Origin of the sequence: Microbacterium sp. NPDC091662 (assembly GCF_044756705.1) — a bacterium.
In the GTDB taxonomy this organism is placed as follows: domain Bacteria; phylum Actinomycetota; class Actinomycetes; order Actinomycetales; family Microbacteriaceae; genus Microbacterium.
In genome coordinates this window covers 1,258,761-1,277,477 of sequence record NZ_JBIVTM010000001.1, presented here as the reverse complement: position 1 = coordinate 1,277,477, position 18,717 = coordinate 1,258,761, and the positions used below count along the sequence as shown (strand labels likewise).

At 69.8% G+C, this 18,717-nt stretch carries 14 protein-coding genes; 7 read left to right on the top strand and 7 right to left on the bottom strand.

Annotated features, from left to right (window positions below):
- Positions 1 to 11: 11 nt before the first annotated feature.
- The 4 genes from ACIQLD_RS06055 to ACIQLD_RS06040 all read left to right on the top strand — a co-directional run bounded on the left by ACIQLD_RS06055 (position 12) and on the right by ACIQLD_RS06040 (position 5,367).
- Positions 12 to 1,181, top strand: a complete 1,170-nt coding sequence (locus ACIQLD_RS06055; RefSeq protein WP_402606237.1) for a glycoside hydrolase family 1 protein — start codon at positions 12 to 14, stop codon at positions 1,179 to 1,181.
- A gap of 63 nt (positions 1,182 to 1,244) precedes the next feature.
- On the top strand, positions 1,245 to 2,801 hold the full coding sequence (locus ACIQLD_RS06050; RefSeq protein ID WP_402606234.1) for a molybdopterin-dependent oxidoreductase: 1,557 nt from the start codon (positions 1,245 to 1,247) through the stop codon (positions 2,799 to 2,801).
- Positions 2,802 to 2,865: 64 nt separating this feature from the next.
- On the top strand, positions 2,866 to 4,458 hold the full coding sequence (gene metG, locus ACIQLD_RS06045; RefSeq protein ID WP_402606232.1) for a methionine--tRNA ligase: 1,593 nt from the start codon (positions 2,866 to 2,868) through the stop codon (positions 4,456 to 4,458).
- A gap of 30 nt (positions 4,459 to 4,488) precedes the next feature.
- Positions 4,489 to 5,367 (top strand): TatD family hydrolase, encoded by an 879-nt coding sequence (locus ACIQLD_RS06040; RefSeq protein ID WP_402606230.1) that lies wholly within the window; start codon positions 4,489 to 4,491, stop codon positions 5,365 to 5,367.
- On the opposite strand, the gene ACIQLD_RS06035 is transcribed toward ACIQLD_RS06040, so the two are convergent.
- Entirely contained in the window at positions 5,346 to 6,650 is a 1,305-nt protein-coding gene (locus ACIQLD_RS06035) for an MFS transporter (RefSeq protein ID WP_402606228.1), read from the bottom strand. The two genes, ACIQLD_RS06040 and ACIQLD_RS06035, sit on opposite strands and share 22 nt — an antisense overlap.
- A 54-nt stretch (positions 6,651 to 6,704) precedes the next feature.
- On the opposite strand from ACIQLD_RS06035, the gene rsmA reads away from it, so the two are divergent.
- Genes rsmA through ACIQLD_RS06020 form a run of 3 tightly spaced genes read left to right on the top strand, consistent with a single transcriptional unit; the run spans position 6,705 to position 9,633 of the window.
- Entirely contained in the window at positions 6,705 to 7,616 is a 912-nt protein-coding gene (gene rsmA / locus ACIQLD_RS06030; protein WP_402606226.1) for a 16S rRNA (adenine(1518)-N(6)/adenine(1519)-N(6))-dimethyltransferase RsmA, read from the top strand.
- A 9-nt stretch (positions 7,617 to 7,625) separates the two neighbouring features.
- Positions 7,626 to 8,693 carry an L-glyceraldehyde 3-phosphate reductase gene (gene mgrA, locus ACIQLD_RS06025; RefSeq protein WP_402606223.1) on the top strand — a complete coding sequence of 356 codons (1,068 nt, stop codon included), beginning with the start codon at positions 7,626 to 7,628 and terminating at the stop codon, positions 8,691 to 8,693.
- A gap of 7 nt (positions 8,694 to 8,700) precedes the next feature.
- Positions 8,701 to 9,633: a 4-(cytidine 5'-diphospho)-2-C-methyl-D-erythritol kinase gene (locus ACIQLD_RS06020; protein ID WP_402606221.1), complete on the top strand. Its 933-nt coding sequence runs from the start codon at positions 8,701 to 8,703 to the stop codon at positions 9,631 to 9,633.
- A 27-nt stretch (positions 9,634 to 9,660) separates the two neighbouring features.
- Here ACIQLD_RS06020 and ACIQLD_RS06015 read toward each other — a convergent pair whose 3' ends face one another.
- The 6 genes from ACIQLD_RS06015 to ACIQLD_RS05990 form a co-directional block, all read right to left on the bottom strand.
- Positions 9,661 to 10,122, bottom strand: a complete 462-nt coding sequence (locus ACIQLD_RS06015; protein WP_402608499.1) for an Lrp/AsnC family transcriptional regulator — start codon at positions 10,120 to 10,122, stop codon at positions 9,661 to 9,663.
- 337 nt (positions 10,123 to 10,459) lie between these two features.
- Positions 10,460 to 12,130, bottom strand: coding sequence for a helix-turn-helix domain-containing protein (locus tag ACIQLD_RS06010; protein ID WP_402608497.1), 1,671 nt, complete (start codon positions 12,128 to 12,130; stop codon positions 10,460 to 10,462).
- A gap of 124 nt (positions 12,131 to 12,254) precedes the next feature.
- A complete protein-coding gene (gene menC, locus ACIQLD_RS06005) occupies positions 12,255 to 13,361 on the bottom strand; it encodes an o-succinylbenzoate synthase (protein ID WP_402606219.1) in 1,107 nt (368 codons plus the stop codon).
- Complete coding sequence (locus ACIQLD_RS06000; protein WP_402606217.1) at positions 13,358 to 14,233, bottom strand: GNAT family N-acetyltransferase; 876 nt, start codon at positions 14,231 to 14,233, stop codon at positions 13,358 to 13,360. The genes menC and ACIQLD_RS06000 overlap by 4 nt, the downstream gene beginning before the upstream one ends.
- Positions 14,230 to 15,381 carry a M20 family metallopeptidase gene (locus ACIQLD_RS05995; protein WP_402606215.1) on the bottom strand — a complete coding sequence of 384 codons (1,152 nt, stop codon included), beginning with the start codon at positions 15,379 to 15,381 and terminating at the stop codon, positions 14,230 to 14,232. The genes ACIQLD_RS06000 and ACIQLD_RS05995 overlap by 4 nt, the downstream gene beginning before the upstream one ends.
- Entirely contained in the window at positions 15,381 to 18,713 is a 3,333-nt protein-coding gene (locus ACIQLD_RS05990; RefSeq protein ID WP_402606213.1) for a serine hydrolase, read from the bottom strand. Before ACIQLD_RS05990 ends, ACIQLD_RS05995 begins: the two co-directional genes overlap by 1 nt.
- Positions 18,714 to 18,717 lie beyond the last annotated feature (4 nt).

Below are 18,717 nucleotides of genomic sequence, written 5' to 3'. Positions count from 1 at the left end.
GGAGAGCACTCGTGCTCGCATTCCCCGACGGCTTCCTGTGGGGTGCCGCGACAGCGGCCCACCAGGTGGAGGGCAACAACACCACGAGCAACTGGTGGGCGATGGAACACGCGCCCGGCTCGCCCATGGTGAAGCCCTCCGGCGATGCCGCCGACCACTTCCACCGCTACCCGGAGGACATGCGGCTGCTCGCCGCCGCCGGGCTGAACTCCTACCGGTTCTCGGTGGAATGGGCGCGGATCGAACCCGAGCGCGGCTTCGTCTCCCGGGCGATGCTCGACCACTACCGCCGCATGATCGACACCGCCCGTGAGAACGGACTCGACCCCACGGTCACACTCATGCACTTCACGGTGCCGCAGTGGTTCCAGAAGGACGGCTTCTGGCGCGCCGACGACGCGGTCGACCTGTTCGCCCGTTACGTCGAGACCGTGCTGCCGATCCTCGACGGCATCGACTACGTGTGCACGATCAACGAGCCGAACATCGCCGCGATGCTGGCCGGGGGAGAAGACGCGGCGAACCTCGTCGCCTACGGCCTCCCGAACCCCGACCTCGCCGTCGCCGACACGCTGCTCGAGGCGCACCACCGTGCATCGGAGATCCTGCATTCGGTGCCCGGCGTCAAGGCCGGATGGACCATCGCGACGCAGGCGTTCCACTCCACGGGAGAGCCGGGAGCCGACGAGATGCTCGCCGCGTACGGCGATCCCCGCGACCACTGGTATCTCGACCAGTCGGCGGGCGACGACTTCGTCGGCGTGCAGGCGTACACCCGCACCTTCATCGGTCCGGAGGGCCCGCGCCCGGTGTCGGCCGACGTCGAGACGACGCTGACCGGCTGGGAATTCTTCCCTGAAGCGCTCGAGATGGGGGTGCGCAGCGCCTGGGAGCGCAGCGGCGGCGTGCCCGTGCTCGTGACCGAGAACGGCATCGCGACCGCCGATGACACCCGCCGCATCGCCTACACGCAGGGTGCGCTCGAAGGTCTGCATCGCGCGATCTCCGACGGCATCGACGTGCGCGCCTACCAGCACTGGAGCGCGCTCGACAACTACGAGTGGGCCAGCGGTTTCCGCCCCACGTTCGGTCTGATCGGTTTCGACCACGAGACGTTCGAGCGCTCGCCGAAGCCGTCGCTGGCCTGGCTCGGAGAGGTCGCACGCCGCAACGGTCTCTGAGAGGCACCGTCGACCTCGCCGCGGATGCGCCCCCGGCATCCGCGGCGGGGTTACCCTCGGGACATGACGCAGGCGATGCACGCGACGCGCGGAGCAGAGACACGGCGAGACACCCTCCGGGCAGCTGCCGCGGGTCTGAGCGCGTCGTTCCTCGCCGTCGGCCTGGGAGAACTCGTCGCCGCGGTAGTCGAGCCGAGCGCGAGCCCGTTCGCCGTGATCGGGAGCGGACTTATCGACCTCGCGCCGAGCTGGGCGAAAGACACCGCCATCGCGCTGTTCGGCACCGGCGACAAGGCTGCCCTGATCACGGGGATCGCCGTCGTGCTCGTCGTCGTCGCCGCATTCGCCGGGATCCTGGAGCGCAGACGATCCGGTCTCGGAGCGGTGATCCTGGGGGCGCTGGGTGCGCTCGCCGTCGTCGCGGCGATGATCCGTCCCGGTGCGGGCCCGTTCGCCTGGCTGCCCGGTCTGATCGCCGGGCTCGTGGCCGTGATCACTCTGCGCCTGCTCATCGCTCGGCTGCGACCGGTCGCAGGCCTGCAGCCCGACGGCGAGGACCGGAGACGATTCCTGTTGTGGACCGCCGGGGTCGCCGCAGCAGGCGCAGTGGCACTCATCGTCGGAAACGTCGCGCGCGGGGCGAGCCGCTCGATCGAAGCGGTCCGCGATGCCCTGCGGCTGCCGACGGCGGCACGTGCGGCAGCGGCGGTCCCCGCCGGTGCGGAGCTGGGGATTCCCGGTCTCGCCTCCGTCGTGACCCCGAACGCGGAGTTCTATCGCATCGACACCGCGCTGATCGTGCCGCAGGTCGACCCGGCCGACTGGTCGCTGCGCATCCACGGGATGGTCGCGCGCGAGATCGAGATCACGTGGGACGAACTGCTGGCCATGCCGATGCAGGAGTCCGACGTGACGCTCGCCTGCGTGTCGAACGAGGTGGGGGGATCACTGATCGGCAACGCCCGCTGGCTGGGTCTTCCGGTGCGGGAGCTGCTCGCGCGCGCGGGTGTCGACGCCGACGCCGACATGGTGCTCTCGACCTCGGTCGACGGCTTCACGGCATCGACACCGATCGAGGCGCTCACGGACGACCGCGACGCCCTGCTCGCGATCGGCATGAACGGCGAGCCGCTGCCGATCGAGCACGGCTTCCCGGTGCGGATGGTGGTGCCGGGCCTCTACGGCTACGTCTCGGCCACCAAGTGGGTCACGCAGCTGGAGGTGACGCGGTTCGACCGTGCCACGGCCTATTGGACGACGCGGGGATGGTCGGATCACGGGCCCATCAAGCTGCAGTCGCGCATCGACGTCCCGCGTCGCGGCCAATCGATCCCCGCGGGGAAAGCGGTCATCGCCGGGATGGCCTGGCAGCAGCACGTCGGCGTCGCCGGGGTGGAGGTGCGCATCGACGACGGCCCGTGGCGCGCCGCCGAACTCGCGACGGCGATCTCTACCGACACCTGGGTGCAATGGAGCCTCGACTGGACGGCGGAGAGCGGAGCGCACACCGTCGAATGCCGGGCGCTCAGCGTCGACGGCGAGACGCAGACGTCGGATCCGGCGGCGCCTGCCCCTGATGGCGCGCAGGGATGGCATCGCATCGACGTGTCGGTGGCATGAGCCTCCTGCCGCGTATGCGCGGACACGGCGTAACCACCCGCGGCATCGCACCTAGAATTGCTCCATGCCCGCAGGCGAATCCTTCTACATCACCACGCCCATCTACTACCCGTCCGACGTGCCTCACATCGGCCACGGGTACACGACGGTGGCCGTCGACACGCTCGCACGGTGGCACCGCCAGGCGGGGGATGACACCTGGATGCTGACGGGCACCGACGAGCACGGGCAGAAGATGCTGCGCGCCGCGGCGGCCAACAACGTCACGCCGCAGGAATGGGTCGACAAGCTCGTCAGCGAGAGCTGGTTCCCGCTGTTGACGACGCTCGACGTCGCCAACGACGACTTCATCCGCACCACGCAGGAGCGCCACGAGACGAACGTGCAGACGTTCTTCCAGCGCCTGTACGACCGCGGTTACATCTACGCGGGCGAGTACGAGGCGCTCTACTGCGTGGGGTGCGAGGAGTTCAAGCCCGAGTCCGAGATCGTCGACGGCACCGGTCCGTTCGAGGGCCTCAAGGTCTGTGCGATCCACTCGAAGCCCCTCGAACTGCTGCAGGAGAAGAACTACTTCTTCAAGCTCAGCGAGTTCCAGGACCGCCTGCTCGAGCTCTACAAGACCCAGCCCGATTTCGTGCGCCCCGACTCGGCGCGCAACGAGGTCGTCTCCTTCGTGAGCCAGGGCCTGAAGGATCTGTCGATCTCGCGCTCGACCTTCGACTGGGGCATCCCGCTGCCCTGGGACGAGTCGCACGTCATCTACGTGTGGGTCGATGCGCTGCTGAACTACGCCACGGCCGTCGGCTACGGCTCCGATGAGGAGACCTTCGAGCGCCGCTGGCCCGCGTACCACGTGGTCGGCAAAGACATCCTGCGCTTCCACGCCGTGATCTGGCCGGCGCTGCTGATGGCGGCCGGCCTCGACGTGCCGAAGGGCGTGTTCGCGCACGGCTGGCTGCTCGTGGGCGGTGAGAAGATGTCGAAGTCGAAGCTCACCGGCATCGCGCCGACCGAGATCACCGACGTCTTCGGCTCGGACGCGTACCGCTTCTACTTCCTCTCGGCGATCGCCTTCGGTCAGGACGGCTCGTTCTCGTGGGAAGACCTGTCGGCTCGCTACCAGGCCGAGCTCGCGAACGGCTTCGGCAACCTCGCCTCGCGCACCACCGCGATGATCGAGAAGTACTTCGAGGGCGTCGTGCCGCGCGCGGCCGAATACACCGAGAAGGATCTCGCGATCCAGAAGATCGTGGCGGATGCGGCGACGAATGCGGATGTGTCCATCGCGCAGTTCCGCATCGACGAGGCGATCTCGGCGATCTGGACCATCGTCGACGCGCTGAACGGCTACATCACCGCGAACGAGCCGTGGGCACTGGCCAAGCAGGCGAACAGCGGAGACGAGGACCAGCGCGCGCGCCTCGGCACCGTGCTGTACACCTGCGCCGAGGGCCTGCGCGCCCTCGCGGTGCTGCTGTCGCCCGTGATGCCGCAGTCGACCGAGAAGCTCTGGATCGCCCTCGGTGCCGCCGAGACCCTGGGCCGTCTGCAGGACCAGCCGATCCGCGAGGCGGGAGCCTGGGGCGTGCTGCGTCCCGGCACCAGCGTCAACGGCCTTGCACCGCTGTTCCCGCGGGTGGAGTCCGCGGCCTGAACCGCGGTCCGAATCACAGAGCGCGAAGAGATGGCCGAGACCTACGTGCGTGAGCGTTCGGGCGACGGGCGCAAGGACCTGAAGTATCCGCCCGCACCCGAGCCGCTCACGGTCCCGGTGTACGACAACCATGCGCACCTCGAGATCCTCGACGGAGACGACCCGCTGTCGCTGAGCGAGCAGCTCGACCGCGCAGCGGCCGTGGGCATCACCGGGGTCGTGCAGGCCTCGGGCGACATCGAGTCGTCGCGGTGGGCGGTCGAGGCCGCGGCATCCGACCCTCGTGTGCTGGCCGCCGTCGCGATCCACCCGAACGATGCGCCGACGTATGCAGAGGAGGGGCGTCTGGATGAGGCGATCGCGGTGATCGACGAGCTCGCCGCGCACCCGCGCACCCGGGCGATCGGCGAGACCGGTCTCGACTTCTTCCGGACGGAGCCCGAGCGGCGGGCGCCGCAGTTCGAGTCGTTCGAGGCACACATCGCGCTCGCGAAGAAGCACGGCATCGCGATGCAGATCCACGACCGCGACGCACACGATGCGGTGCTGGAGACACTGACCCGCGTGGGTGCCCCGGAGCGCACCGTGTTCCACTGCTTCTCGGGTGACGATGCGATGGCGCGCACCTGCGCCGATGCCGGCTACCACCTGTCGTTCGCCGGCAACGTCACGTTCAAGAACGCCCAGAATCTTCGCGATGCGTTGAAGGTCACCCCGCTCGATCGCCTCCTGGTCGAGACGGATGCGCCGTTCCTCACCCCGGTGCCTTTGCGAGGCCGCCCGAACGCGCCCTACCTGGTACCGATCACGGTGCGCTTCATGGCCGCAGAGCTCGGCATCGACGTGGATGAGCTGTGCGCCCAGCTCGCCGAGAACACCCTGCGGGTCTACGGCTCGTTCGCCGACTGAGGGTCGTTCGCCGACGGACTCGCGGGTTCCGCATCGTCGGGCCCGGTCTCGGCGACAGGCTTCGCCGACACGATCTGCGAGATGGGCTTCCACACCAGCAGCAGCGTGAGGGCGGCACCGACGAAGGCGAACCACCACGGCGCGGTGAGCCCCCAGACCTGGGCGATCACGCCTCCGAGCGCCTGCCCGACGACCATGCCACCGAACACGCCGACCATGTTCACGGAGGCCACCCGGCCCTGGAGCTCGGCGGGGACCAGTCGCTGTCGCACGGTCGTGGAGATCGTTCCCCAGACGAATGCGTAGGCGCCGAAGAAGAACATGATGACCAGGGCCACCCAGCCGGTGGTGGTGAGCGCGAACGACAGGTGCATGAGCACCTCTAGCGACAGCACGACCCGCATCAGCGTCGCGAAGGACACGTGGCGCTCCAGCCAACCGAAGCTGAGGGTCGCCAGGATCCCCCCGGCCGCCGATGCCGTCGTGAGCGCACCGTAGCCGACCGCGCCCATGTGCAGGTGCTCGGTGGCGTACAGGACGAGCACGCCCCACGGAGCCGCCCAGGTGATGTTGAAGACCAGGATGATGAGCACCAGCATGCGCACCGGAGGGTTTCGCCACAGCCACCGCAGGCCTTCGGCGATGTCGGTGTGCACCGGAGGGCGGGTGTCGTTCTCCCGGGGCGGGACGGGTGTCTTCGCCATGCGCGAGATGAGCACCACGGCGAAGCTCACGCACACGACCTCGAGCAGGAAGGGCCACGCCGTGCCTGCGGCGAACAGGAAGGCGCCCAGCGGGGGACCGGCGAACTGGTTCGCGACCAGGTATCCGGCCTGCAGACGCGCATTGCCGATGCCGAGGTCTGCGGGCTTCACGAGCATGGGCAGCAGCGTGCTGCCCGCCGTGTCGACGAACACCTCGGCGGTGCCGTAGAGGAAGGCGACTGCGAGCACGATCCAGATGTTGGCCACGCCCGTGATGAGGAACACGCACAGCGCTGCGAGCACGACCGCTCTGGCAGCGTTGGCGAACATGACCAGCCGCCGCCGGTCGAAGCGGTCGGCGATGGCACCCGCGTGCAGGCCGAACAGCAGCCACGGAAGGAACTGCAGGATCGCGCCGGCCGCCACCAGGATCGGCGACGAGGTCATCGACGCGATCAGCAGCGGAGCGGCCGCGAGCGCGACGCCGTCGCCGACGTTGCTCGTCCACGACGACGCGAGCAGCCAGCGGAAGTCTCGGCCCATACGGCGGGGCGCGACGAGTTCACCGAGAGAAGGCACCAGAGAAGACTACTGACGACGGGGGACATCGAAGGAGTGGGGGAGAATGGGGGCATGACCGTCTCCCTGCTCGGCGCCACCGAGATCCGCCGCCTCGCCGCCGAGCTCGACGTCACCCCGACGAAGAAGCTCGGCCAGAACTTCGTCACCGATGCGAACACCGTGCGCAAGATCGTGCAGGCCGCCCGCGTGCAGCCGCACGAGCGCGTGGTCGAGGTCGGACCGGGGCTCGGCTCGCTGACCCTCGCGATCCTCGAGACCGGGGCTTCGGTCACGGCCGTCGAGATCGATCATCGCCTCGCCGCCCGCCTGGCGCAGACCGCCGCCGAGCACGGTGTCGAGGCCGATCGGCTCACGGTCGTCGACGCGGATGCGCTGCGCATCACCGCACTGCCGGGGGAGCCCACCGTGCTGGTGGCGAATCTGCCCTACAACGTCTCGGTGCCGGTGCTGCTGCACTTCCTCGAGAACTTCGCCTACCTGCAGCGCGGCGTCGTGATGGTCCAGGCCGAGGTCGCCGAGCGCCTGGCCGCGAAGCCGGGGTCGAAGATCTATGGCTCGCCGAGCGTCAAGGCCGCCTGGTACGGCGAATGGAAGCTCTCGGGCACCGTGTCCCGCCAGGTGTTCTGGCCGGTCCCGAACGTCGACAGCCTGCTCGTCGGCTTCGACCGCTCCGAGGGGGAGCGCGGCACCGAGGAGGAGCGCCGTCGCACCTTCCAGATCGTGGACGCGGCCTTCAACCAGCGTCGGAAGATGCTCCGTCAGGCCCTGTCCGGGATCTTCGGCAGCTCGGCGGCGGCGTCGGAGGTGCTGATCGCCGCGGGTGTCGCACCGACTGCTCGCGGAGAAGACCTCACGGTCGCGGACTATCAGCGCATCGCGCAGCATGCTGCGGCGGCCGCCGCCCTCTCGGTCGACAGCATCGATGTCGATGCCCTCGATGACGACGTCGCCCCCACCCAGTAATCTGGCACCGTGACCGACTCCCCTCGCTTCCGCCCCGATGTCCCCGAGCTGCACCGTCCGTACGCGGCGGACGAGAGCCGCTACCAGCAGTTCGCCTACCGCCAGGTCGGCACGTCCGGCCTCTACCTGCCACCGATCTCGCTCGGACTGTGGTGGAACTTCGGCGACAACATCCCGCTCGACAACCAGCGCGCACTGCTGCGCCACGCGTTCGACCGCGGCATCACGCACTTCGACCTGGCGAACAACTACGGCCCGCCCTACGGCTCGGCGGAGAAGAACTTCGGGCGCATCTTCGCCGAAGACCTCCGCCCGTACCGCGACGAGCTGATCATCTCGTCCAAGGCCGGCTGGGACATGTGGCCCGGTCCCTACGGCGACTTCGCGAGCCGCAAGTACATCCTCGCCAGTGCCGAGCAGTCGCTGACGCGGATGGGCCTCGACTACGTCGACATCTTCTACTCGCACCGGGTCGACCCGGTCACCCCGATCGCCGAGACGGTCGGCGCGCTCGACACCCTCGTGCGCCAGGGCAAGGCCCTGTACGTGGGTATCTCGTCGTACAGCGCCGAGCGCACGGCAGAGGCCGTCGCGGTCGCGAAGGATCTCGGCACGCCGCTGGTCATCCACCAGCCCGCCTACTCGATCCTCAACCGCTGGGTCGAAGACGGCCTGACCGACACCCTCGAGCAGTCGGGCCTGGGCGCGATCGCCTTCACGCCGCTGGCGCAGGGCCTGCTCACCGACAAATACCTCGGCGACGGCACGGCCGAGCGCGCGCAGAAGCGCGGTTCGCTGCCGGAGGGCCGCCTCACCGATGAGGCCGTGCAGACCCTGCGCGCGCTGAACGAGGTCGCGCAGGGGCGTGGCCAGTCGCTCGCGCAGCTCGCGCTGCAGTGGACGCTGCGCAACCCCGTCGTGGCCTCGGCCTTGATCGGCGCCTCGCGGCCGGAGCAGCTGGACGAGAACATCGCCGCCGTGAACGGTCCTGCCTTCAGCTCTGAGGAGCTCGCGCGCATCGACGAGCTCGCGGGAGCCATCGACGTCAACCTGTGGGCCAAGTCCTCGGAGCTGTGACCCGATCATGAGCCATGCCGCGTTCGCCGACTCCGTGCACGTGCGCGCCCCGGGGAAGATCAACGTCTTCCTCGGGGTCGGCGGGCGGCACGACGACGGCTACCACGCGTTGGCGACGGTCTTCCAGGCGGTATCCCTCTACGAAGACGTGATCGCACGCCCCGCCGACGACTTCTCGGTCACGGTCTCGGGCGTGGAAGACATCGACTCCGTTCCGCTCGATGATCGCAACCTCGCGATGCGCGCGGCCAAGCTGCTCGCCGTCGCCGTGGATCATCGAGGCGGAGTCGCCCTCGAGATCCGCAAGAGCGTGCCTGTCGCCGGCGGCATGGGCGGAGGCTCGGCGGACGCCGCTGCCGCCTTGGTCGCCTGCGATGCACTGTGGGGAACCGGGCTCTCACAGGCGCGGCTGCACGACCTCGCCGCACGTCTCGGTGCGGATGTGCCGTTCGCCCTGCACGGCGGCACGGCGGTCGGCACCGGCCGCGGCGACCAGCTCAACCCGGCGCTCGCCCGCGGACGTTTCGACTGGATCCTGGTGCCCAGTGAGCAGGGGCTGTCGACGCCCGTCGTCTACGAGCGCCTCGACCTGCTGCGCGAGGAAGAGGGTGCGCTCGCCGACGATCCGCCGCTGTCGCTGGACGTGCCGATCCCGGTGCTGCAGGCGCTCCGCTCCGGCGACCCGGCGCAGCTCGCCGAGACACTGTTCAACGATCTGCAGGCCGCGGCCCTCTTCGAACGCCCCGACCTCGCCGACACGATCCGTCAGGGTGTCGCCGCGGGTGCCCTCCAGGGCATCGTCTCCGGCTCCGGGCCTACGGTGGCGCTGTTGTGCCCCGATCCCGAGACCGCGCAGGACGTGCAGTCCTCGCTGCGGGAGACCGGGCTCGACCCGCTGCACGTGCACGGCCCCGTCCCCGGCGCCCGCATCATCGGCTGACGCACGAGTCCACTTCAGTGCGGGGTCTCACTCGGCGTTCAGCAGCGCGCTCACCCGGTAGGGGATGACCTCGCGCAAGAACAGGCTCGTCGAGGTGCGGAGGATGCCGGGGCACAGCCGCACCACTTCGGCGACCCGGTAGAGGTCGTCGGGGTCCTTGGCGACGACGCGCAGCAGCAGGTCGGTGTCACCGGCCGGCGCGAAGCACTCCAGCACTTCGGGAACACGGCTGAGCGCCTCGATCGCGGCGGTGATCTTGTGCTGGTCGAGCTCGACGAGGATCGAGGCGGCGACGCCCCGGCCCAGTGCCTGCGGGAGGATGCGCGCGCTGTGTGCGCGCAGGTAGCCACCGGACTCGAGACGCTCCAGCCGCGCGTGCACGGTGCCCCGCGCGAGGCCGAGGTCCTGGGCGATCAGGGCCACCGGGCGCCGCGGGTCGGTGTCGAGCACCGTGAGGATCCGCCGGTCGGTCTCGTCGAGGTTGGCCATTTCGATCACCGTCGCCTTCTTCGGGCTGCACCGATTGATCGGATCGATCAATCGGAAACCACTCTATGGTCTGAATGCTCTATAGGTGGTGAAATGAGTGTCAGATACGCAGGATGTCGGCCACGAGCGGACATCACGCGCACTCGACGGAGAGGCCACGAGCCGCACGCGCCGGGTGCAGACGGCGACGGGCCACGAGCCTCAGCCGGCCCCGTCCCCGCGAGGGGCGGGGCAGGCGCTGTCCCCTGATGCGGCGCTGTCCCCTGATGTGGCGCCTTCCCCTGATGTGGCGCCTTCCCCTGATGTGACGCCTTCCCCTGATGTGACGAAGGTCGCGTCAGTCGTGGGGAACGAGCAGGCGCAGCTGCACCATGGCCGAGAACCGGGCTTCCGGGTCGGTCAGATCGAGTCCGCTGATCTCCGACAGGCGGCGCAGTCGATACCGGAAGGTGTTCGGGTGTGTGTACACCCGGGCCGCCGCCACCGCCACATCGCCGAAGGCGTCGAGCCAGGCCCGCAGTGTCTCGACCAGGTGCGTGCCCTTCTCCCGGTCCTGGGCGAGCAGCTGGGCGACGGGGCCGGTGGGCTGGTCGCCACGGGCTCGCACGAGGTCGCCGAGCTCGACCAGCAGAGCCTCCATCTGCACCGCGGTGAAGCGCGCGACCGGTTCGCGCGACGGCGCCTGGCGGACCACGCCGAGCGCACGGTCGGCGTTCGCGCGGGACGAGGGGATGCCGGTGGTCTCATCCGCCACCGTGCCGACGCCGATGCGGATCTCGCTGGTCGCCCCGAGCCGGCCGAGGAAGTCGGTCGCCACGCGTGCGGCTCGGCTGTCGGCATCGCTGCGCTCGGCCCCGTGATCGGTATCGCCCTGCTCCGGCCGGGTGCCGACGACGGCGTACACGACGTTGCCGATCACGGCGACGGCGGAACGGAGATAGACGGCGCCCAGGTGCACGGCGAAGGCGTCGGCGATGTGCTGCCTCTCCGCGACACCGCGGGCTCCGGCCGACGGTTCATCGTCGGCCTCTTCCGCGGCGGAGAGTGCGAGCACCACGCACCGGTGGTCGTTCAGCCGCAGTCGTGCCGTGGCATCCGCCGCTCCCGGGCCTCCTTCGAGGATGGTGGCGAGCAGGTCGGCGCGCAGTCGGCGCTCGACATCGGCACCGGCCCGCAGGCGCAGCATGTGCAACGCGACGAGGCCGGCTGAGTCCTTCAGCGCGCGCACGCGATCGGGGGAGAGCGGCTCCTGAACGGCGGCCCAGATCGACCCGAGGATCTCATCGCCCGCGCGCACCGCCAGGGCCACGCGGGGGAACGAGGGAAGGCCCTCGGTGTTGAGCACCGGACCGACGTCGATCGGATCCTCGCTGCGGTACAGCTCCTGGAAGACGCCGCGCTCTTCGAGTTGGCGCGCGAACCGCTCGGGCACCTGCCGACCGAGCACCGTCTCGATGCGCGCCGGATCCGCCTCGTGCTGGCGGCCCGAGAACGCGACGACCCGAGAGTTGCGGTCCTCGATCGTGACCGGGGCGTTCAGCAGGGTGGCGATCGCGTTGGCGAGGGCGAAGAGGTCGCCCGATGGCATACCGCCGAGCGTCGTCGCTCCTTGGTCGCCGACGTCTCCCTCGGCGATGAGCGAGCGCAGCATGGCGGCCAACTGTGCCCACGACGCCCCGCGCGTGAGGGCGAGGACAGGGATGCCGGTGGCCTCGGACGCATCGCGCACCGGTTGCTCCGCCCGCACCGGAGCGCGCAGCACGAGGGCGGAGGCGTGCTGGGCGGCGAGTGTCTGCAGCAGGTCGGCGATCTCCTCGGGGTCGCTCAGCCCGACGCCGAGCACGAGTGCGCCGCGCATCGGCATCGCGTCGTCGAGGACGTCGTGGATGACGACCGTCTCGATCTCGGCGTCGTCGTCGACCGCACCGCTCACGACCTCGAGCAGGGTGTTGCCGAGGTCTTCGATGACCCGGCCGAGGCTGGCGCGGGGCCTGGTCGTCACGGACATGAGCACAGGGCCCAGGGTAGGGGGAGACCGCTGGTCGCGGAGCTGTGGAGCACGACGAAATCGTATCGACTCTTGGTCGATCTCGACAGGATCATCGTGCCCCGCTCGCGCGGTCATCTGGTGCTCAGAAGGTGATCCACTCGGTGCGGACCGTCACGGCGTCCAGCGCATCCTGATCCGGGGTGACCCCGATCCCCGGACCCGTCGGAACCGTGAGCGTGCCGTCTTCGACGACGAACGGCTCGGTGATGTCGCGGGAGTAGTAGCGGCCGGAGCCCGACGTGTCGCCCGGGAGCGTGAAACCGGGCAGAGCCGCGAGGGCGACGTTCGCCGCGCGGCCGATCCCGGTCTCGAGCATCCCGCCGCACCACACCGGGATGTCGTTGGCCACGCACACGTCGTGGATGCGACGCGCTTCGAGGTATCCGCCCACGCGACCCGGCTTGATGTTCACGATCGAGCACGCACCGAGGGCGATCGCATCCGCCGCCGCGCGGGCCGAGACGATCGACTCGTCGAGGCACACCGGGGTCGTGATGGCCTTCGCGAGCTGTGCGTGGCCGAGCAGGTCCTCCTCGTCGAGGGGCTGTTCGATCAGGAGCAGATCGAACGGGTCGAGCTTGGCGAGGTGCCGGGCGTCACTGCGGTGGTAGGCGGTGTTCGCGTCGACCTGCAGCAGCACCTCGTCACCGAAGCGCTCACGCACCGCGCGCACGGGGTCGATGTCCCACCCCGGCTCGATCTTCAGCTTGATGCGCACGTATCCCTCGTCGAGGTACCCGCCGACGGCAGCGAGCAGCTCGGGGATGGAGTCCATGATGCCGACCGAGACACCGCAGTCGACGCGGTCGCGCACGGCGCCGAGCTCGCGGGACAGCGGCACCCCCGCGGCACGCAGCTCGGCGTCGAGGATCGCCAGCTCGACGGCAGCCTTCGACATGCGGTGCCCCTTGAACGTCGCCAGTGCCGGAGCGACGCCACCCGCGTCGAGATCCTTCACCTGTGCGAGCGCAGGCAGCAGGAACCGGGTGATCACGTCGACGCTCGCCTCCACGTACTCGGAGGAGTACAGCGGGTCGTTCATCGCGACGCCCTCGCCCCAGCCCTCCGCCTCGTCGGTGACCGCGCGGACCAGCAGCGCCTCGCGCACGGTCTGCACCCCGAACGACGTCCGGAACGGCGACACCAGCGGCATCTCGATCACGCGCAGCTCGAATCCGGTGAGCTTCATCCCTGTTCTCCTCTGTCGATGGTGTACGCGCCGGAGCGGTCGAACGAGAGCACGCGCCCTCCACCCTCCAGCGATGCTCCGAGTGTCTCCCGCAGGGCCAGACGCCATGCGGTCGCGCTGGCGGGTTCGGTGAGACGCAGGGTCTCGATGTCGCGCGGCAACGCCACGCGCACCAGGCGCGCGTCGGTGCGATGACGGAGCGGCCCGAGGTCTTCGCCCACGCTGAGCAGCGGCTCGGCGTGGGCGACCACGTCGGCGCTGCCTGCGGACTCGCCGTGGCAGGCGGCCACGACGCGAGGGTCGCGCACGTACCAGGTCACCAGCATCCGGTCGGTGTCGTCCGCGCCGTTGAGGGCGTCGGCCATGTGCCCGTAGAAGTTGCGGTGATACGACGTCGGGCTCGCAGCGAGCTTCACGAGGTTGAAATGGGCGTTCCGACTGATGAGCGGGTCGAACGTCCAGGAGATCTCGTCCAGCCCCTCTTCGAGCGCCCACGCCCGCTGATGCACCTTGAGGGCGAAACCGACGCTGCGGCCCCGCATGCGCGAGGAGACACCGGCGATGTGGCTGTGCAGGGCACGCTGACCGGGGGCGGCGAAGAAGCCGAAGCACGCGCCGACGAGCTCGTCGTGCTCGAAGGCACCGCCCACGTAACTGCCGGCCTTCGACAGCGCGCGCAGGGTCTCGACGTTCACGGGGGAGGCCTCGCCCTGCTTGGTCCAGATGCTCTGGAACAGCTCGGCGACCCGGGCGAAGTCGTCGACCTCCGAAAGCAGGCGGATATCCACTCCCGCCCTCGATGCGGCGGCGCTCGCCGCATCGGCCGCCTCCGCAGGTGAGGCGCGGAACGCCGCGGCATCCGTCATGCTCATGCCCTTCCTCCGGCCAGCGCATCGCGATCAGCCCTGGTCGCGTGCCCGGCCAGAGCGGTGGCGATCAGCTCCTGCAGCAGCAGGGTCCGTTCGGGGATCATCGCGATCACCACATGCTCGTCGTCGGCGTGCGCGCCGCCGCCCACGGCCCCGAGACCGTCGAGCGTCGGCACTCCGAGCGCGGCGGTGAAGTTGCCGTCGGAGGCGCCGCCGACCGCGACGCCCCGGAACGGGGTGAGTCCTGTGCGCGCAGCGATCGCGACTGCCTGCGCGAACAGGTGCGCCGATGACTCCGGTTCCAGTGGACGTCGATTCGCACCGCCTTCGATGCGGACGGACGCTCCCGCAAGCGTCGGGGCGATGGCGCGGAGCGCCGCATCCACCCTGTCCTGCTCCGCCACCGTGCGCACCCGCACGTCGACCGCGAACTCCGCCTCGGCCGGGACCGTGTTCGTCGTGCTGCCGGCACGCAGAAGCGTTGGCGTCACACTGGTTCCCGCTGCCGGGTCGCCGAGCCGGGCGATCGCGAGCAGCAGATGCGCGGCCTCGATCGCGGCGTTCACACCGCGCTCCGGTTCCAGTCCGGCGTGGGCTGCCCGGCCGCTGACGTGCACCCGGTAGAGCGAGACGCCTTTGCGTGCGAGCTTCACGGCGCCACCCTCGGCCGCGGCCTCGAGCACGAACGTCGCCGCGCACCCGATCGCCTCCTGCTCGATCAGCGCGCGAGAGCTCGGGGAGCCGAGTTCCTCATCGCCCGTGATCAGGATGCTGACGCCGGTGCGGTCGGGCAGCGCGGCCACGGCGTGCAGCGCCATCGCCACGCCGGTCTTCATGTCGAAGCATCCCGGACCCCGCAGCACGCCGTCGTGGATGCGGAAGGGGAGCCGCTGCAACGATCCGAGCGGCCACACCGTGTCGTGATGGCCGAGGATCAGCACTGCCGGATCACCGAACCGCCACCGCAGATGCGTGCGCCCCTCGATAACGATGCGCTCGGGTGCGACGCCCAGCAGCCTCTCGCCGAGGGAGGCGACGACATCGGCGCTGCGGGAGACGGCGTCGAGGTCGTCGGACGGCGACTCGCAGGAGACGAGGGTCTCGATGTCGGCCAGGACCTGGTCGAGGTCCACGTCCGCCTGCACCGTCATCACGAGACCTTCGGCGCTGCGCGGACGCCGTGGTGCAGATAGCGCTCGCCGCTGGGCAGGGAATAGAAGACGACCGCATGCCAGGCCTGTTCGCCCTCGGTGCGCATCACGAACTCGCCGGGGCGGACCGGCACCAGCGGATGCTCCTGCACCGGGTCGGGGAGCAGGGACGCGAGGGGGCCGTTGATGGTCGTGCGCATGCGCACGCCGTCGTCATCGCGGAAGATCTCCGTGCGCACGCCTGCGCGGTCGTAGACGCCCTCGAACTCCGAGAAGTCGTCGGCGTAGGGCTCCTCCGGGGGGACGAGTCCGGCGGGGATGCGCAGGTCGGCGATCTCGGCGAAGATCTCCCCGAAGAGCGCGTCGTACAGGTCGCGGGTGTTGCCCCCGTTGGCGAGCAGGGTGACCGCGACCTCCTCATCGAGGAGGATGCGCAGGAACGACGACTGCCCGATCGTGTTGCCGTCGTGGCCGATGACCTTGCGCCCCTGCCAGTTGAAGAGGATCCAGCCCACGCCCCAGCTGTCTCCGATGGAGTACGGGTCGGGCACATCGACCTCGTGCTGCTGCATCCGTCGCACGCTCTCTTCGGAGAGCACCCTGGTGCCGTCGGCGGCGAGGCCACCGGTCAGGTGCATGCGGGCGAACGCGAGCACGTCGGCGGTGGTGGAGTTGACGAGTCCGGCTGGTCCCATCGCGCGGGGGAGCATCCATGCCGGGGCGAGGACGGGACCGTCTTCGCCGATCTCGGTGTGGCCGCTGGCCGTCCGGAACATGACCGCTTCCTCCGGGAGCGTCGAGGAGTGGGTGAGTCCGAGCGGGGAGATGAGCAGGTCGCGCATGGCCTGGTCCCAGCTGGTGCCGGTGATCTTCTCGATCACGCGGCCCGCGAGCACGAAACCCGAGTTGCAGTACGACATGGTCGCACCCAGCGGGTGGTTCTGGGCGACCCCGTCCAAGAGCGTGACGTACTTCTCGAGCGTGTCATCGCCCCGGCCGGTGTCGGTGAAGACGTCGCCGTCGATCCCGCTGGTGTGGCTGAGCAGGTGACGCATCGTCACCCGGCGCGTGACCTCCGGGTCCGAGGAGGAGAACTCCGGCAGATAGTCCACGATCGGAGCGTCGAGGTCGAGCTTGCCCTCGTCGACGAGCCGCATCACCACCGAGGCGGTCCACACCTTCGTCATCGAACCGATCTGGAAGACCGAGTCGTCGGTGGTCTCGATTCCGGTGCGCACGTTGAGTATGCCGTGATGCGCATATACCGGCTCTTCGCCGACACGGAGGATGCCGAGGGTCGCTCCCGGCACCTTGTGCGTCGCGGCCAGGGCACTGAGCCGCTGTTGCCAGTGCCGGGCGTCGAGCCGGGCGCGCACGGGCTTCCCGGCGGGAGGGGCGTACTGCTCGACCCAGTCGATCACCCGCTGCGAGTAATCCGCCCGGTGCGAGGGCGGACCGGAGAGCAGGAAGAGGTGCGAACCGCCGGGGTAGAGCACGAGGCGGGTGGGCACATCGCGCTCGCGCAGGGCGGTGAACCACTGTTCCGCCTGGCCGACGGGGCAGCGGTCGTCCGCCGCCCCCTGCAGGATGAGCGTCGGTGTGGTGACCCGGTCGACCTGTGTGAACGGCGACTGCGCCGAGATGCGCTCCTCGTCACGCCACGGCAGCCCGCCGTTCTCCTTCGCCGACAGGTAGTGCCCGAAGTCGGACGTGCCGCCCATCGAGAAGAGGTCGGTGACCACACCTCCTCCGACGGCTGCGGCGAACCGGTCGTCGCGCGAGGTCAGGTAGCAGGTCATGAAGCCGCCGTAACTGTAACCGGTGACGGCGAGACGAGCCGGATCCGCGATGCCATCGGCCACGAGCTGGTCGATCGGCTCGAGGAAGTCGTTCGTGTCGTTGACTCCCCATCCTCCGGAGACCGCGGAGAAGAACGCATCGCCGTAACCGTCGCTGCCGCGGGGGTTGAGGGTCAGGATCGCCCAGCCGCGGCGTGCGAGCAGTTGGTGGTACGGGTGGATGATGTCTGCCGCGCCGTTCCAGGAGTTGTGCGGACCGCCGTGGACGTCGAGAAGCAGCGGCAGCGGTCCCGTGGCATCGGGATCGCGGCGCAGCCAGCCCGTGACGACCGTGCCGTCGGAGATGGTGAAGCGGCGCTCCTCGGCGGGCACGAGGTCGAAGTCGGGGGTGCCGTATGCGGTGACGACGTGGGTCGTGCCGTCGGCGAGGTCCAGGAGCGCGACGTCGCCGAAGGAGTCCGGTGTGGCGAGCACGATCGCCGCGGATAGCCCGGCGACCGACAGCCCGGACACGTTCGCGGTGCCACTCACGAGCGACGTGGCGCCCGACCCGTCGGTGGCCACGCGATACACGTGCGAATAGCCGTTGTCGCGCAGGCAGAACACGATGTCTCCGCCGTCGGTGAACTGCGGCATCCCGCCGGGGTAGCCGGGGCCACCCGGCATCACGTTGCGATCGAGGCTTCCCGTGATGCTCTGCGGCTCGCCGCCGTCGACCGGGAACAGCAGCAGGTCCGCGTTGCCGACCTCGGTATCGGTGCGTCCGGCCGCCAGCACGTGGCGACCGTCCCGCGTCCAGCCCACGGCTGTGGCCTGCACGTCGGCCGCACTGATCTGCACGGCCTCGCTGTTCGGGTCGGTGGACGAGCGCACGAACACGGGGACCCGCATCGTCAGGTCCGAGTCGTCCTCGACACTCGACGAGTAGGCGATCTGTGTGCCGTCGGGCGACCAGAACGGCTCGGACGCGTGGGAGCGTCCACGGGTGAGGACGGTGACCGCGCCTGAGTCGACGTCGAGCACGTGCACCTGCTGCACGAGGGTGCCGAGGTTGCCCGCGCCGTCGGCCTTGTAGCCGAGGCGGTCGGTGGCGGTCGGCGCTGATCGCCGGGCGAGGATGGTCTCCGCGTCCTCGCCGGGGAGGGCTGCGCTGTCGACCGGTGCCGTGAAGGCGATGCGCTGTCCGTCGGGGCTCCAGGCGGGGGCTCCGGCACCGAGAGGGAGAGTCGTGAGGTTGCGCGCCTCGCCACCCGCAGCGGGGAGGAGCCAGAGCTGCGCGGGGCCGTCCTGCGCACGCAGGAACGCCAGCTGCGAGCCGTCCGGGCTCCACACCGGCGTCGAGTCCGCCGTCGCGTAGGTCAGTGCGGAGGGGGTTCCGCCCGCGGCCGGAACCTGCCACAGCGCCCGTGCGTCGCGGTCGCCGTCGCGGTCGGTGGTCCGCAGCACGAAGGCGATGCGGGTGCCGTCCGGAGACAGCGCGGGCTGCTCGGGCGTGCGGACGGAGAGCAGATCGTCGACGGTGACGCGGTTCATGAGA